This is a genomic window from Streptomyces sp. NPDC014733 (assembly GCF_043083385.1).
Lineage (GTDB): Bacteria > Actinomycetota > Actinomycetes > Streptomycetales > Streptomycetaceae > Streptomyces.
The window spans coordinates 699,370-715,626 of record NZ_JBIBYO010000002.1; the positions used below are offsets into that span (position 1 = coordinate 699,370).

Annotated in this window: 9 protein-coding genes; 6 read left to right on the forward strand and 3 right to left on the reverse strand. The window is 75.5% G+C overall.

All coding sequences use genetic code 11. From position 1 onward, the window contains the following. Positions 1–31: 31 nt before the first annotated feature. The 3 genes from ACF1BH_RS07585 to ACF1BH_RS07595 all read right to left on the reverse strand — a co-directional run bounded on the left by ACF1BH_RS07585 (position 32) and on the right by ACF1BH_RS07595 (position 7,008). A complete protein-coding gene (locus tag ACF1BH_RS07585; RefSeq protein WP_391641481.1) occupies positions 32–4,678 on the reverse strand; it encodes an FtsK/SpoIIIE domain-containing protein in 4,647 nt (1,548 codons plus the stop codon). 99 nt (positions 4,679–4,777) lie between these two features. Next, positions 4,778–6,106: a hypothetical protein gene (locus ACF1BH_RS07590; RefSeq protein WP_391641482.1), complete on the reverse strand. Its 1,329-nt coding sequence runs from the start codon at positions 6,104–6,106 to the stop codon at positions 4,778–4,780. Further along, on the reverse strand, positions 6,103–7,008 hold the full coding sequence (locus tag ACF1BH_RS07595) for a sigma factor (protein WP_391641483.1): 906 nt from the start codon (positions 7,006–7,008) through the stop codon (positions 6,103–6,105). The genes ACF1BH_RS07590 and ACF1BH_RS07595 overlap by 4 nt, the downstream gene beginning before the upstream one ends. Positions 7,009–7,679: 671 nt before the next feature. Here ACF1BH_RS07595 and ACF1BH_RS07600 point away from each other — a divergent pair. From ACF1BH_RS07600 to ACF1BH_RS07625, 6 genes are all read left to right on the forward strand, one after another. After that, entirely contained in the window at positions 7,680–8,513 is an 834-nt protein-coding gene (locus ACF1BH_RS07600) for a M55 family metallopeptidase (RefSeq protein ID WP_391641484.1), read from the forward strand. Beyond that, positions 8,506–9,843 carry a M20/M25/M40 family metallo-hydrolase gene (locus ACF1BH_RS07605; RefSeq protein ID WP_391641485.1) on the forward strand — a complete coding sequence of 446 codons (1,338 nt, stop codon included), beginning with the start codon at positions 8,506–8,508 and terminating at the stop codon, positions 9,841–9,843. Before ACF1BH_RS07600 ends, ACF1BH_RS07605 begins: the two co-directional genes overlap by 8 nt. 115 nt (positions 9,844–9,958) lie before the next feature. After that, positions 9,959–11,974 (forward strand): prolyl oligopeptidase family serine peptidase, encoded by a 2,016-nt coding sequence (locus ACF1BH_RS07610; protein WP_391641486.1) that lies wholly within the window; start codon positions 9,959–9,961, stop codon positions 11,972–11,974. Positions 11,975–12,110: 136 nt separating this feature from the next. Further along, positions 12,111–14,012 (forward strand): CocE/NonD family hydrolase, encoded by a 1,902-nt coding sequence (locus tag ACF1BH_RS07615; protein WP_391641487.1) that lies wholly within the window; start codon positions 12,111–12,113, stop codon positions 14,010–14,012. A 210-nt stretch (positions 14,013–14,222) separates the two neighbouring features. Beyond that, on the forward strand, positions 14,223–15,632 hold the full coding sequence (locus ACF1BH_RS07620; RefSeq protein ID WP_391641488.1) for a CoA transferase: 1,410 nt from the start codon (positions 14,223–14,225) through the stop codon (positions 15,630–15,632). 62 nt (positions 15,633–15,694) lie between these two features. After that, on the forward strand, positions 15,695–16,246 hold the full coding sequence (locus ACF1BH_RS07625) for a GNAT family N-acetyltransferase (protein ID WP_391641489.1): 552 nt from the start codon (positions 15,695–15,697) through the stop codon (positions 16,244–16,246). Positions 16,247–16,257: the final 11 nt, after the last annotated feature.

Here is a 16,257-nt window from a genome sequence, read left to right on the forward strand (position 1 = left end):
CCGGGCCCGTCCGCGTACCGGGAGCGGTACGTCAGCTCTCCAGGACCGTCAGCGGCACCTGCACCGGCACCACGCTGCCGGACGGGCCCGCCGTCCAGGCGCGGCCCGGGTTCATCCGGGTCCGGATGTGCTCGGCGCTGATCCGCGCGCCGATGATGTCGCCGTCACCGATCGCCCGCGCCCCGAGCAGCAGCCCGCGCCGTGAGCGGCGGACCATGCCGATCCACCCCATCGAACTCATCCCCTCCGACGGACCGCCGATCAGGATGCCCTGGTTGCGGTCGCGGCCCGACGAGGCGATCTTCCGCAGCACCTTGTCCGCACCGCAGCTGGCGAGCAGGTCGCTGTCGTCGGCGACCACCACCACCGGCTTGTCGCCGACGGCGCGCAGCGCCTCCTCGACGGTGTTCGCCGACGGGTCGGTGTCCGTGATGACCTGCGCCAGCCCGTGGTCGGCGAGCTTGCGCAGCGGCGACTCGCGCGGGGCGAGCACCACCAGCGACGTACCGCCGGTGATCAGCGAGACGGACATCGCCGCGAGGGTGGTGGAGCGGCCCGACCCGGGCGGGCCGACGACCGCGAAGCTGCCGCCGCCGGAGAGGAAGTCGAAGCCCAGCGGCCGCACCTCGTCCCCGCCGATGCCCAGCAGCGCCCACATCGGGCGGCGCGACGTCTCCGGGACCTGCTCCATCGCCTCCTGGAAGCCGATGAGCTTCGGCATCTCCGCCACCCGGAACGGCCGCCGCTGGGCGGGGAGCGCGGCATCCCGCTCGGTGGCCAGGCGGCCGATCTCCCGCAGCGCGTCGGCCTGATCGGCGCTGCCCCGGCCCGCCGCACCGTCACCGGCGGTCGGCAGCAGCGCGATCTGCGTCTCGACGGCCGCCGGGGTGTGCCAGCCGCGGCCCGGCGGGATGTGGCCCGGCACCCGGTTCGGCGACATCCCCGCGAGGTAGTAGTCCCCCTTGTCCGACTGGCGCAGCAGCAGCCGGAAGTCGTTGTGCGCGGAGAGCCGCCCGCCGAGCAGCCCGCGCTCGGAGGACGCCACCAGGTGGATGCCGGCCGCGGCACCCTCCCGCAGCAACCGTGTGACCTCCTCGAACAGCCGCCCGCCGTCGTACTCGTCGAGCATCTGGGAGATACCGTCCCAGCCGTCGATCAGCAGCATCAGATGGGCCGGACGCTCGGCGGCCGGCAGGGCGGCGCGCAGTTCGGTCAGGCTCGCGCAGTCGTGCGCCGACATCTTCTCCTGGCGCGCGGTCAGCTCCCGGACGAGGCGGCCCAGCAGCCGCGCCAGCCGCTCGGTGTCGAACCGCGAGACCACCGCACCGCAGTGCGGCAGCGCCTCCAGCGCCGACAGCCCGCCGCCCGCCGCGTCGATCGCGTACAGGTGCAGATCGGCGGCGGACAGCGTGCGCGCCGCCGACCCGGCGAGGGTGCGCAGCACCTGCGTACGGCCCGAGCGCGGCGCGCCCACGACGTAGAGGTGGCCGAAGGTGGAGAAGTCCAGGCAGCAGACCCGGCGCTCCTGTTGGCTCGGCAGGTCGAGCAGCGCGTACGGCACGGCCGCGGGACGGCCGGGCGGGGTCGGCGGGGCCTCGGGCAGGTCGTCGAGGGTGACGGTGTCCGGCAGCGCCGGCAGCCACGGGCTGGCCTGCTCGCTGTGGTCCGGGAGCGCCGCGGTCGCCTTGCGGATCGTCTCGACGAGGGCCAGCAGATCGGTCGCGGTCTCCGGCGCCGCGGCCGCCGCCCCGGTGTCCTCGTCCTCGTCGAACAGCTCGACCGGGCGGCCCAGCCGGTTCCAGGACAGCTCCACCCCGCGGACGTTGCGGGCCGCGGCGGTGACGTCGCCCGGCTGCGCGGGCTCCTCGTCCGCACCGGGCTCGGCACCGGCGCGGGCGGCGCCCACCCAGGCGGTCTGGAACGGTGTCGGCGCGTGGTCGCCGCGGCGCACCAGGGCGCGGCCCGGCGTCGCGGAGGAGATGCTCACCGCGTCGCCGGAGTCGATGATGTCCTGGCTCTCGCTCTTGTCGGTGACCCGCAGCGCGATCCGCAGATTGGTGTTGGCCTTGATGTCGGTCGAGACCGAACCGCCGGGCCGCTGGGTGGCGAGGATCAGATGCAGACCGAGCGAACGGCCGCGCTGCGCCAGGCTGATGAGGCCCGGTACGAAGTCCGGCACCTCGCGCACCAGCGTCGCGAACTCGTCGATGACGATCAGCAGCCGCGGCAGCGCCGGCAGTTCGCGGTCCCGGGACCGCTTGGCGCGGTAGTCGGCGTGGTCCTTGGCCTCGACGTCCGCGAGCAGCTGCTCACGGCGGCGCAGCTCCGCGTCGAGCGAGGCCAGCGCCCGCTGCACGAGGTGGCCGTCGAGGTCGGTGACCATACCGAGGGTGTGCGGCAGTTCGGCGCACTCGCGGAACGCGCTGCCGCCCTTGTAGTCGATGAGGACGAACGCCAGCTCGTCGGGCCGGTTGGCGGCGGCGAGCGAGGCGATCATGGTCTGCAGCAGCTCGGACTTGCCGGAGCCGGTGGTGCCGGCGACCAGCCCGTGCGGCCCGTCGCGCACCAGGTCCAGCCGGAGCGGCCCGTCGTACCCGGCGCCCAGCACGAACGTCGTGGAGGCGGGACGCTTCTCCCAGGACCGCAGCAGCGCCTCGACGTTCGGCGGCTCCTGGCCGATCAGTCCGAGCAGCTTGACGCCGTCCGGCAGCCCCGAGTCGCCGTCGAGGGTGACGTCCCGGACCGGGGCGAGCGCCCGGGCGACCTCCTCGCACCAGGCGGTGTCCACCAGGTCCGCACGGACGCCGCTGACCTTGGGCGAGCCGGTGGTGCGCACCGCGAGGCGGTTGCCGGTCGCGGTGACGACGGAGGTGCACTCCTCCGGCAGCAGCCGCTCCTGCTCGTCCACGCAGAGGCTGTAGATGTGCACCGGCGGTCCGGCCTTGAGGACCTGCACCATGCCGGGCACGTCACGCAGCCGCCGCGCCCCGTCCGCGATGACCAGCACGTCCGGCTCGTCCAGCAGGGTGCGGCCGAGCGCGGAGGCGGCGGCCGCGGTGCGGGCCTGGATGTCGGCGACGAGTTCGTTGATGCGGTGCGCGGTGGACTCGGGGTCGTTGCCGAGCGCGACGACGCTGGTGCCGCGGCCGGTGTCCAGATGCGGCAGCCACCGCACCCACGACCAGGCCTCGGCGTTCTCGTCGCCGGTGAGGACCACGATGCGCAGATCGCGGGGGCTGTGCAGCACCGCGCTCTGGGCGACCGTCCAGGCGGCGATCGAGCGGGTGACGGCGCCGGGCCCGGCGAGGCCCACGACGCCGAGGTCGGCCATCTCCAGCCCGTACGGCACATCGGCGAGCCGCCAGTGCACGGTGCGGTGGTTGGCGTCCCGGGCCTGGTCCTCGATCCGCCGCAGTGACGGGCGGGTCAGCGTGCCCAGCCGCACGGTGAGCCGGTCAGGGTCGCGGCGGCGCCGCTCCCAGAGGGTGCCGGACGGGCCGGTGGCGGTCAGCAGCACCGTCGCCGGGTCGGGGAAGGTGGTGTTCCGCAGCTGCCGTTCCTCGACGGCGGCCTCGCGCAGCTCCAGTTCGAGGGAGGCGCGGCGCAGCCGGTAGATGCGCAGCGACTCCTCGTACTGCTTGCGGCCGGTGCGGCGGCCGATGATCCAGTTGCTGATCGCCATCATCGGGCTGAAGAAGATGAAGATCATGAAGTAGAAGGACCGGAAGAGGCCCATCATGATCAGGCCCATCATCAGCGGCGCCAGCACGAACAGCAGCGGGAAGGCGCGCGGTCCGGGGCGCGACGGCGGGCCCTGCATCCGCATCGTCTCGGCGTCCAGGTGCGGGGCGATCCGCGGCGGGCGGTTGTACTCCACCGCCATGCCGTCCGCCGACGGGTTCACCGCCGCGTCCGGCTGGAACGGCGCCGCCAGCCGCAGCAGATGCTCGCCCAGGGAGAGATCGGCGAAGGCCGGCCACTGCGCGGAGCCGTCGCTCGGCGGCGGCCGGTGGCCCGGCGGCCGCGGCGGCTCGGCCGGCGGCAGTCCGTCGGGGCCGGGCGCGACCGAGTGGCCGCCGGTGCCGCCGTCGCGGGTCCCGGCCGGTTCCTCCGCCGTCAGCGGGGTGCCCGTCTCGGGGTCCACCGGCGGCGGGGGCGTCAGACTGCGCAGCCCGCAGCTGTCCTCGTCGGCACCGTCCGGCAGCAGGTACGTCACCTCGCCGTCCGGGCCGACGGTGAGCCAGACACCGTGGTCGGGGGCGCCGCCGCCGGACAGCCGCAGCGCGCAGCCGCGGGCGGTGCCGATCTCGTGGCTGCCGGCGCCGAGCCGCCAGACCCGGCCCGCGCCGGGCCCGCCGACGTGCCGGACCTCGACGAGAACGGGGTCGCCCGGCGCCGGGTTCCACGCCCGGGAGGGGTGGTCCGTGGCGCACGGCGCGCCCAGACCGAGAACGGCGCCGTCCCGGATGCCGGAGCCGCGCAGCGGCAGCGCGCCGTCCAGCGCACGGTCACCGAGGTAGACCTGCGGGGGCGGGGCGGGGGACGAGTGCGGGTCGCCGGTGTCCGGCGGCGCCGGGGCCAGGGAGGCGGCGAGGTCGGCGACGGTCGCCTGCTCGGGCACATCGAGCAGATGGTCCGTCAGGCGTCCGGCGTCGGAGGTGGTGAGCGTCAGTTTCACGGGGGTCCCACTGATCGGTGCCGTCAAAGGGGCGGTACGGGGCGAGGACGTGCCGGGCGGCCGCCGGGTGGCGGCCGCCCGGCGGTGCGGCGGGCCGGGTCAGGAACGCGCGGCGGGCCGGGCGGCGCCGCTGGGCGCTTCCTGTACCCGGTCGGCGGGCGCGGCCTGACCGGGAAATCCGTCGGCGGCGTCCTGCGCCGCGGTGTCGGTCGCGGTGGCGCGCGCGGAGACGCCGGGCGCACCGGCGGCACCGCTGCGGGCGGAGGCGCCCGGGGCCGCCGGTTCCTCCGCCGTGGCGGCGCTCCGCGCGGCGGGTGCCGGGTCGCGGCTGCCGACCGCCGCGGTCGCCTCGGCAGCGTCTTCGTCGTCCTCGTCGAACAGCGCGTCCGGGTGGCCGTCGGCGGTGCCCGCGGCGGGCGGCGGCGGCAGCACCGGCGGCAGGTCGGCCAGCACCCGGGACAGCGCCCGGCCCAACGCGCCCGCCGAGGTCAGCAGCGAGGTGCCGGTGAGCAGCAGCTGACCGTGGCGGTCCGTCAGCAGCCGCCGGGCGTGGCCGCGGGGCCGGCCGGGCACCACGATCCGCAGCCGGGGCGGGCCGTCGGGGCTGTGCCCGAAGTCGTCGGGCAGCGGATCGGGCAGCTCGGCGGCGGCGAGCACCGGCGCGATGCCGTGCCGCGGCCCGGTCTCCCGGGCGGCGCGGTACGCCTCGCGGACCGGCGCGCCCGGGTGCCGCGGGTGGACCCCCTCGGCGACGGTCACCAGACCCGCCGGCAGCCGTGCGTCGAGCTGCGCGGTGAGCGCCCGGACCAGGACGGGGGCGGTGCGGGCGTCGCCCTCCACCGCCGTGACGGCGGGCCCCGGCGCCAGGTCGAGGAAGGCGCAGCGGCCCGCCACGACGCCGACGGCGACCAGCAGCGGCGGGCCGTCGTCCCGGGACGGCGCGACGGCCGGCAGGTCCTCGCGCCGCACCGTCCAGCGGCGCGGGTCCGCCGGGTCCTGCGACCACGGGGCGCCGGGCGCGTCCGCGGCGGTCCCGGCGAACAGCACGGTGACGGTGGCGCCGTCGACCAGCGCCGCGTACGGCCGCGGCGCGCGGTCCGCGGCGGCGCCGGGCGCGGCCGCCTGCCGGGCGGCGGTCACGGCGCGCTCGGCGTCGCGCCAGGTGTGCGGGGACCTCAGATGGCGCACCAGCAGCCGCAGCGCCTTGCGGTGGGCGCGCAGCGCACGCAGCGGTGCGCCGAAGGCGTGGAGGGTGGCGGCGGCCTCACGGCGTACCGCTTCCCTGGACGCCTTCCAGCCGCCGGCCCGCTGGACGGGGATCCGGATCAGGAAGAAGAGCAGCAGGACCATCCCGAGCATGCCGAGGACGGTGAAGATGAGGTTCTGATGGGCGCTGATGAAGGCGAACGGATCGCCGGAACGGCTCATGCGGCGGCGCTTTCGGCGGGGGAGGGAGGGGGCGTCGCGGTCGTACGGTCGGCGGGGTGCGGGGGCGGTGCGTTCGTGGCGGTCCTCGGGGTCGTGTTCCGCAGCCGGGGGCGCGGGACGGTGGGCCTGGGCGGGGCGGCGAGTTCCCGCCGCATCGCCAGCAGAGCGTAATGCGTACGGGACTTGACGGTGCCGCGCGGTATGCCCATGGCCTGCGCGGCCTCGGCGCCGGAGCGGTCCAGCAGATGGACGTGGACGAGGGCGTCGCGGTGTTCGGGGCTCAGCCGGCACAGCGCCTGGGTGATCACCTGGCGGTCCACGACGGCGTCGGCCAGGTCGGTCCCCGTCGGCCGGGCCAGCGCCTCGGCCGGTGCCGTGCCCACCGGCACGGCCCGCTCCCGGCGGTGTGCGTCGACGGCGAGGTTGTGCGCCACGGTGAACAGCCAGGCCCCGAGCCGGGGTGTGCCCCGTCCGCCGTCGGCCCGGCACCGGCCCCGCCCGGCGTCCGGGTGCGGGCCCTCTCCGTGCCCGCCGCACCGGCGGTCGCCCTCGTGGTCCGTACGGGGGCCGGGCACCCGGATCTCGGGCGGCGGTACGCACCCGGTCCCGCCCGCCCGGAACGCGCCGGGTCCGTGGGGCTCTTCGGCGGCGCGGAGGTCGTGGAGGTCCTCGTCGGCGAGGTCGAGGCGGTCGGCGGCGAGCCAGGCGCGCAGGAACGTCTCCTGCACGATGTCCTCGGCGCGGTAGGGGTCGCCCGAGGTCAGGCGGGCGGCGTAGCGCAGCAGGGCGGGGCGGTGGCGCTCCATCGCGCCGCGCAGCAGAGCGTCCGCATCGGCAGGCGGGTGCGCCCCGCCGGAGCGGCCGCCGTCTGCGCGAGGTGTGGACGGGTGGGCCGTTCGCAAAACGGGCACTCCTCCTCGGACAGGGCACGAACCGGGCACAGAACTCGTGCAGCCGGTATGTGGCGTTTTCTCGGCGCGGGGCGCAGGAAGGTGACGGGGGGTGGGGTTCCCCGGTCCCGGTCGGCAGTGAACTGCTCCCGCCTCGGGTGGTCATCCCGGGAAGCGCGCCGGACACGTCGTGAGCTTGACGCACAGTCCGGCCCGGCAACCTCAAGGGACCCTCTGAACTTCTCACAGAATACGTGAAGTGTGCAGCCATGATCCGTGCCGATCCGGCCGTCCCGCACCGCCTTCCGCGCGCCGGTACGGCTCCGGCCTGCGACGCCGCCGGATGAACTGTGCCGTGTTCATACGAAGTTCACCGCCCGGCCCGCAACGTATCCGACCTGCGGGTCGGTTTTCCTTGTGGCCGACAACGGCCCCCGGGAGCCGGACGCCCGCACGCGGCGTACCGGTGCACCGCGCCGTCAGGAGCGCCGAGGGCGGCCCGCGGCGCGGGGTGCGGCGCGCCTGACGGCCGCCGAACGGGGAGGGGAGGCGCAGGCCGGACGGCGAGGATGCTTGGATGGGCCGGTCGAACACGGGACCTGGCGGTACCTCTTGGGGAAGAACGGCCGCCGGGCCCCACGACGGGCACGGACAGCTTCCGACCGGCGAGAGGGCGCAACCACATGAAGATCCTCATCAGCGCGGACATGGAGGGCGCCACCGGCGTCACCTGGCCCGCCGACGTGCTGCCGGGCACGCCCCAATGGGAGCGCTGCCGCCAGCTGTTCACCTCCGACGTCAACGCCGCGGCCACCGGGTTCTTCGCCGGCGGCGCCGACGAGGTGCTGATCAACGAGGCGCACTGGTCGATGCGGAACCTCCTGCTGGAACAGCTCGACGAACGCGTCCAGATGCTCACCGGCCGCCACAAGTCCCTGAGCATGGTCGAGGGCGTCCAGCACGGCGACGTCGACGGCATCGCCTTCATCGGCTACCACACCGGCGCCGGCACCGAGGGCGTCCTCGCCCACACCTACCTCGCCAACTCCCTCACCGGCGTCTGGGTCAACGGCACCCGCGCCAGCGAGGGGTACCTCAACGCCCTCGTCGTCGCCGAGTACGGCGTCCCCGTCGTCCTCGTCACCGGCGACGACCGCACCTGCGTGGACGCCCGCGGATACGCCCCCGAGGCCCGCACCGTCGCGGTCAAGGACTACGTCTCCCGCTACGCCGCCGTCTGCCGGCCCCCGGCCCGCACCGCCGCCGACATCCGTGCGGCCGCCCGCGAGGCCACCGCGCTGGCGGCCCGCCACGAGCCCGTGCGGGGCGGCCCGTTCCGGGTGGAGATGGAGTTCGACGCCGAGCACCTGGTCGGCGCCGCTTCCTGCGTCCCGGGCGTGGAGCGGTGCGGGGAGCGCCGCGTCGCCTACACCAGCGACGACATGTACGAAGCGATCCGCTGTTTCAAGGCGGTCACCACCCTCGCCTCGTCCGCAGTGGAGGAGCAGTATGGCTGAGCAGAACCACGGGCCCGTCGACGACAAGGCCCTCGACGAGGTCGTCCACTTCACCTCGGACCTGATCCGCATCGACACCACCAACCACGGCGACGGCGCCTGCCGGGAGCGCCCGGCCGCCGAGTACGTCGCCGAGGCCCTCGCCGAGGCCGGGCTCGAACCGACGCTGCTGGAGCGGACCGCGGGCCGCACCAACGTCGTCGCCCGTATCGAGGGCACCGACCCGTCGGCCGACGCCCTCCTCGTCCACGGCCATCTCGACGTCGTCCCCGCCGAGCCCGCCGACTGGACCGTGCACCCCTTCTCCGGTGAGGTCCGCGACGGAGTGGTCTGGGGCCGGGGCGCCATCGACATGAAGAACATGGACGCGATGGTGCTCGCCACCGTCCGCCGCTGGGCCCGCGACGGCGTCCGCCCGCGCCGCGACATCGTCCTCGCTTTCACCGCCGACGAGGAGGCCAGCGCCGAGGACGGTTCGGGCTTCCTCGCCGACCGGCACGGCGCGCTCTTCGAGGGCTGCACCGAGGGCATCAGCGAATCCGGCGCGTTCTCCTTCCACACCGACACCGGGCTGCACCTCTACCCCGTCGCCGCGGGTGAGCGCGGTACCGCCTGGCTCAAGCTGACCGCCCACGGCCGCGCCGGACACGGCTCCAAGGTCAACCGCGCCAACGCCGTCACCCGCCTCGCCGCCGCGATCACCCGCATCGGCGAGCACCGCTGGCCGGTCCGCCTCACCCCCACCGTCCGCGCCGCGCTCCGCGAACTCGCCGCCCTGCACGGCATCGACGCCGACCCGGACGCACCGGACTTCGACGTCGACGCCCTCCTCGCCCGCCTCGGCACCGCCGCGGCCCTCGTCGAGCCGACCGTCCGCAACAGCGCCAACCCGACGATGCTGGACGCCGGTTACAAGGTCAACGTCATCCCCGGCAGCGCCGCCGCCCAGGTCGACGGCCGGGTCGTGCCCGGCGGCGAGGACGAGTTCCGCGCCACGCTGGACCGCCTCACCGGCCCCGACGTCGACTGGACCGTCGACCACGGCGAGGTCGCCCTCCAGGCCCCCGTCGACTCGCCCGCCTTCGCGGGGATGCGCGCCGCCCTGGAGCGCTTCGACCCGGACGCCCACGTCGTGCCGTACTGCATGTCGGGCGGCACCGACGCCAAGCAGTTCTCCCGGCTCGGCATCACCGGCTACGGCTTCTCCCCGCTCAAGCTCCCGCCGGGCTTCGACTACCAGGCGCTCTTCCACGGCGTGGACGAACGCGTCCCGGTCGACGCCCTGCACTTCGGCGTCCGCGTCCTGGACCACTTCCTGCTCCGCGCCTGACCGCCGCCGCGCGGCCGGTGCCCCGCCCCGGGGGCCGGCCGCGCGGGCCCGCCACGTCCCGTCGTCCGCGCACCCACGACCCGGCCCCGCCGGTGCACAAGGAGGAAGACCCCGCATGGTGACCACGGCCCCCTACGGAGCCTGGACGTCCCCCGTGGACGCCGAGGCCGTCGCCGCCCACGACGGACGCCCCGCCTTCGTCGGCGTGATCGGCGACGAGGTCTGGTGGACCGCGCCGCGCCCCGCCGAAGGCGGCCGCCGGGCGCTCGTCCGCCGCCGCGCCGACGGCACGGAGGAATCCGTGCTGCCCGCGCCCTGGAACGTCCGCAGCCGCGTCCACGAGTACGGCGGCCAGCCCTGGGCCGGCACCGTCACCGACCACGGACCGCTCGTCGTCTTCAGCCACTTCGCCGACCAGCGTCTCTACGCCTACGCCCCCGACCGCGACGCGGCGCCCCGCCCCCTCACCCCGCTCTCGCCCGTCGGCGACGGACTGCGCTGGGCCGACCCGGTGCTCGTCGGCGACGAGGTGTGGTGCGTCCTGGAGGAGTTCACCGGCGACGGGCCCACCGACGTGCGCCGCCTCGTCGCCGCCGTCCCGCTCGACGGCTCCGCCGCCGGGGACCGCGCGGCCGTCCGGGAGCTGAGCGACGACCGCCACCGCTTCGTCACCGGCCCGCGCCGGTCGCCCGACGGCCGCCACACCGCCTGGCTCGCCTGGGACCATCCCCGGATGCCCTGGGACGGCACCCTCGTGATGCTCGCGGACACCACCGCCGACGGGGAGTTCACCGCCGTCCGCCCGATACTCGGCGACCTCGGCCCCGACGTCCCCGCGCCCGGCGAGCGCGGCGAGTCCGTCGCACAGATCGAATGGTCCCCGGACGGCGCCCTGCTCTTCGCCTCCGACCGCGAGGGCTGGTGGGAGCTGTACCGCGCCGAGATCGCCGACGGCCGGGCCAAGGAGCCCCGGCGGCTGTGCGCCGCCCGCCGGGAGGAGTTCGGCGGCCCGCTGTGGAACATCGGCTCCCGGTGGTTCCTGCCCCTGGAGAGCGGCACCCTCGCCACCCTCCACGGTCACGGCACCACCACCCTCGGCATCCTCGACCCGGTCAGCGGCGACCTCGTCGACACCGCCGGCCCCTGGACGGAGTGGGCGCCCGCACTCGCCGTCCACGGCAGCCGCGTCATCGGCGTCGCCGCCGGTCCGCACACCGGCTACGAGATCGTCGAACTCGACACCTGCACCGGTCGCGCCCGCGTCCTCGCCCACCAGCACACCGACGCCGTCGATCCGGCCTACTACCCGCGGCCCGAGGCCCGTACCTTCACCGGGCCCGGCGGACGCGACGTCCACGCCCACCTCTACCCGCCGCACAACCCGGACCACACCGCGCCGGACGGGGAACTCCCGCCGTACGTCGTCTGGGCCCACGGCGGTCCCACCGGCCACTCGCCGCTCGTCCTCGACCTGGAGATCGCCTACTTCACCTCCCGCGGCATCGGCGTCGCCGAGGTCAACTACGGCGGCTCCACCGGCTACGGCCGGGAGTACCGCGAACGGCTGCGCGGCGAGTGGGGCGTGGTCGACGTCGAGGACTGCGCCGCCGTCGCCCGGGCGCTGGCCGACGAGGGCACCGCCGACCGCGCCCGGCTCGCCATCCGCGGCGGCAGCGCCGGCGGCTGGACCACCGCCGCCTCGCTCACCACCACGGACCTGTACGCCTGCGGCACCATCAGCTACCCGATCCTGGACCTCGCGGGCTGGGCGACCGGCGAGACCCACGACTTCGAATCCCAGTACCTGGAGTCCCTCATCGGCCCGCTCGCGGCGGTCCCCGACCGCTACCGCGACCGCTCGCCGCTGCACCGCGCCGACCACATCAAGGCGCCGTTCCTGCTGCTCCAGGGCCTGGACGACGTCATCTGCCCGCCCGCGCAGTGCGACCGCTTCCTCACCGAGGTCGCCGGACGCGGCATCCCCCACGCCTACCTCGCCTTCGAGGGCGAGGGCCACGGCTTCCGCCGCGCCGACACCATGATCCGCGCCCTGGAGTCCGAACTCGCCCTGTACGCGTACGCGTTCGGGGTGGACCGCCAGGATCTGACGACGCTCGACCTGCGGCACTGACCTCCGGCCGCCGGGCCGCTCCCGCCGAGGGGGCGGCCCGCGGACCGCGGACACGGGGGCGTGCGGCGGCGTCTTTCCGGGTGCCCGCGGATTCCTCTGTTCCCGCCGTTGACACGCCTGTTGACCATCCCCGAGCATGAGCGCGCCGTACCGACTGGTGGGTACGGCATGTCTCGTGGAGGTCCTCGTGCCCAGCGTCTTCCGCCCCACGCACCGCCGCGCCACCCGTCCCGCGCTCCGCACCGCCCTGACCGTGCTGACCGCCACGGCGCTCACCGCCCCGCTCGCCCTCGCCGCCCCGGCCACCGCCGCGTCCACCGCTCCGTACACCGCCACCGCGCTGAAACTCACCGTCCCCGCGGGCGACCGCACCTGCACCGTGGACGCCGACCTCTACCGCCCCGCGGGCGTCGACGCGGCGCATCCGGCGCCCGCCGTGATGACCACCAACGGCTTCGGCGGCAGCAAGTCCGACGGCTCGACCGCCGCGACGGCCAAGGCGTTCGCGTCCCGCGGCTACGTCGCCCTCGCCTATTCCGGACTGGGCTTCGGCAAATCCGGCTGCCCGATCTCGCTGGACGACCCGGAGATCGACGGCCGGGCGGCGAGCCGGCTCGTCGACTTCCTCGCCGGGGTCCGCGCCGCCGACGACGGCACCCGCGTCGACTACGTCACCAAGGACCGCACCGCCGACGGCACCCCGGACCCGCGCGTCGGAATGATCGGCGGCTCCTACGGCGGCGCGATCCAGCTGGCCACCGCCGCCGTCGACCACCGCGTCGACGCGCTCGTCCCCCTCATCACCTGGAACGACCTCTCGTACTCCCTCGACCCCAACAACGCGGGCCGCACCGCCGGCGTGACCGGACCGGTCCCCGGTGCGTACAAGAAGGAGTGGACCGGCGGGTTCTTCCTGATAGGCGAGGCGCAAGGGCTGCTCCACCCGAGCCTGGACCCGTCCCGGACCGGCGGCGCGGGCTGTCTGCACTTCGTCGCCGACGCCTGCCGCACCAAGCGGCTGCTGGACTCCGGCCGTTACCCCGCCGACCGCACCGCCGAGATGCTGAAGTACGCGCGCGGCGTCTCCCCGGTCTCGTATCTGAAGTCGGTCAAGGCGCCGACCCTGCTCGTCCAGGGCGAGGCCGACACCCTCTTCAACCTCAACGAGGCGACCGCCACCTACCGCACCCTCAAGGGCCAGGGCACCGACACCAAGATGATCTGGCAGTCCTGGGGCCACAGCGGCGGCATGGACAAGCCCGCACCCGGCGAACTCGACCTGGGCAAGGGCAATCTGGAGACCAGCTACGTCGGCCGCCGCATCCTGGCGTGGTTCGACCGCTACCTCCACCACCGCACCGCCACGGACACCGGCCCGGCCTTCGCCTACTACCGCGACTGGGCCGCCGACGGCGACCCCTACGGCACCGCGGACGCCTTCCCGGCGGGCGGTGCGCACAAGCTCTACCTCTCCGGCGACGGCAGGCTCGTCGACAGCCGCGCGAAGGTGGTCCGCGGCAGCCGCGAGTACCGCAACTGGCTGGTGCCCACCAGCCATTCGGAGAGCTCCCTCGCCGGGGTGCTGGGCATGGCCGACCCCGCGCCGTACGACATCCGCGGTACCGCCCTGGACTGGACGTCCGCCCCGGTCACCGGCGGCCCGCTGGACGTCGCGGGCATCCCCCGGGCGACACTGAAGGTGATCTCGCCCAAGGCCGAGCGGACGCAGCACAGCGCCGACGCCGCCGACCGGCTGGTGCTCTTCGCCAAGCTCTACGACGTCGCGCCGGACGGCTCGCAGACGCTGGTGCACCGCCTGGTGGCGCCGGTGCGGGTGCCGGACGTCACCCGGGCGTTCACCGTCCAGCTGCCGGGCATCGTCCACCGCTACGCCCCGGGCCACCGGCTGCGGTTCACCGTCGCCGCGAGCGACGGTGCGTACAAGGGCAACCGCGGCATCAAGCCGGTGACGGTCACCAGCGCGCCCGGCGACACCGGAGTCCTCGAACTCCCCGTCGTTCAAGGGGGCGTGCGGTAGCGACGGGGGCGCGCACCGCGGACCGCGCGCGCCGCCCGCACCGCCGCCCCGGCGGCGCCGGGCGGCGCGTCCCGTGACACCGAGCGGGCGCTCCCGGCTCCGGCCCGGCGCCGTCCCCGCCGTCCCACCCGCCCCACCACGACCGCGGCGCTCCGGTCACCGTCCGCCCCCGGCTACCCCTGACCCGGAACGCGGTGCCAGACTGCGCCCATGGGGCAACGACACGGCGGGAAAACCGCGCAGGCATGGGCGGCGCTCGGCGGCGCCCCGGAGCTGACGGACCGTATCCGGTACACCGGACCACCAGGGCTGCTGCCCGCCCGGCTGCCGGTGCGGGAGCTGGCCCGCGCCACGGTCGCCTGCTGCGCGCTGGCCGCCGCCGAACTCACCGCGCGCCGCACCGGGCGCCCCGTCCCCGCCGTCCGCGTCGACGAGGGCGCGGTGGCGACCGCCTTCATCAGCGAACGCCATCTGCGCATCGACGGCCGCGCCCCGTCCAGCTTCGCCCCGCTCTCCCGCTTCTGGCGCACCGCCGACGGCTGGGTCCGCACCCACGCCAACTACCCGCACCACCGCGAACGGCTGCTGCACGCCCTCGGCCTGCCCGCCACCGCCGACGTCACCGACGTCGCCTCCGAACTCGCCGGACGGCGCGCCGAGGAGGTCCAGGAGACGGTCTACGCGGCGGGCGGGCTGGCCGTCGCCGCCCGCACGCCCCAGGAGTGGGCCGTCCACGGCCAGGGCGCGACCGTCGCCACCCATCCGCTCGTCACCCGCCAGCGCCTCGGCGCGAGCGTCCCGCCGCGCCGCCTGCCGCCGCTCGCCGGCGACCCGCTGCTGCCCGCCGCGGGGCTGCGCGTCCTCGACCTCACCCGCGTCATCGCCGGCCCGGTCGCCACCCGGACGCTCGCGCTGCTCGGCGCCGATGTGCTGCGGATCGACGCGCCGCAGCTGCCGGAGAGCCAGGACGCACACGACGACACCGGGTTCGGCAAGCGCTCCACCTCCCTCGACCTGGGCTCCCGCATCGACCGGGCCGTCTTCGAGGAGCTGCTGTCCGCCGCGGACGTGGTGGTGACCGGCTACCGCCCCGGCTCCCTCGACCGCTTCGGTCTCGCCCCCGAGGCGCTGGCCGAACGCCGTCCGGGGCTGGTCCTGGCCCGCCTCTCCGCCTGGGGCGAGGACGGCCCCTGGGGCGGCCGCCGGGGCTTCGACAGTGTGGTCCAGGTGGCCACCGGCATCGCCCTCGTCGAGGCGGACGCCGACGGCACGCCCGGCGCCCTGCCCGCCCAGGCGCTCGACCACGGCACGGGCTATCTGCTGGCCGCGGCGGTGCTGCGTTCCCTCACCGAACAGGCCGGGACCGGCGGCGCCCAGCTCGCCACGGTGTCGCTGGCCCGCACCGCCCGCTGGCTGGTGCACGGCATGGCCCAGGACACCCCGCCCGGGCCCGCGGCCGACGGTTCGTACGACCCGGAACGCCATCTGCGGAGCACCGACAGCCCGGTCGGACGGCTGCGGTACGCGGCCCCGCCCGTCATGTTCGACGGCGGGCCCACGGACTGGGCCACCCCGCCCGGACCGTGCGGTGCGGACGCGCCCCGGTGGCGCGACGGCTGACCGCCGGGCCACGGTCCGGACGGGCCTGGCCGGACGCGCCCGCGGCTCCGTAGGATCGGCCGATGACCGCTGATCATTACCTCGCGACGGGGCCCCGGGTGGGCATCCGCCACTTCACCCCGGACGACTGCGCGGAGTTCACCGCCCGGGCACGGGAGAGCGTCGCGCTGCACCACCCGTGGCTGCAGCCGCCGGCCGACGACGACGCCTACGCCGGGTACGCCGCCAAGCTCCGTGAGCCGCTGCGCGAGGGCTTCCTGATCTGCGAACGCGACGGCGGGGGCATCGCCGGATATCTGACGATCAACAACATCGTCCACGGCGCCTTCCGCTGCGGGGCGATCGGCTACGGCGGCTTCGCGCACGCCGCCGGACGCGGCCTGATGAGCGAGGGCCTGCGGCTGGTCCTGCGGTACGCCTTCGACGACCTCGGGCTGCACCGCCTGGAGGCCAACATCCAGCCCGGCAACGAGCGGTCCCTCGCGCTGGTGAGCCGGGCCGGCTTCCGCCTGGAGGGGTTCTCGCCGGACTTCCTCTTCATCGACGGCGCCTGGCGCGATCACGAACGCTGGGCGATCACCAGCGAGATGGTGCCGGAGGACGAGGCGTCCTGACGAGGTGTGCC

What these genes read in the sequence shown, in the direction of transcription:
- ACF1BH_RS07590 (WP_391641482.1), bottom strand. Translation starts at nt 6,106, where the DNA reads ATGAGCCGTTCCGGCGATCCGTTCGCCTTCATCAGCGCCCATCAGAAC.
- ACF1BH_RS07600 (WP_391641484.1), top strand. Translation starts at nt 7,680, where the DNA reads ATGAAGATCCTCATCAGCGCGGACATGGAGGGCGCCACCGGCGTCACC.
- ACF1BH_RS07610 (WP_391641486.1), top strand. Translation starts at nt 9,959, where the DNA reads ATGGTGACCACGGCCCCCTACGGAGCCTGGACGTCCCCCGTGGACGCC.
- ACF1BH_RS07620 (WP_391641488.1), top strand. Translation starts at nt 14,223, where the DNA reads ATGGGGCAACGACACGGCGGGAAAACCGCGCAGGCATGGGCGGCGCTC.
- ACF1BH_RS07605 (WP_391641485.1), top strand. Translation starts at nt 8,506, where the DNA reads ATGGCTGAGCAGAACCACGGGCCCGTCGACGACAAGGCCCTCGACGAG.
- ACF1BH_RS07625 (WP_391641489.1), top strand. Translation starts at nt 15,695, where the DNA reads ATGACCGCTGATCATTACCTCGCGACGGGGCCCCGGGTGGGCATCCGC.
- ACF1BH_RS07615 (WP_391641487.1), top strand. Translation starts at nt 12,111, where the DNA reads ATGAGCGCGCCGTACCGACTGGTGGGTACGGCATGTCTCGTGGAGGTC.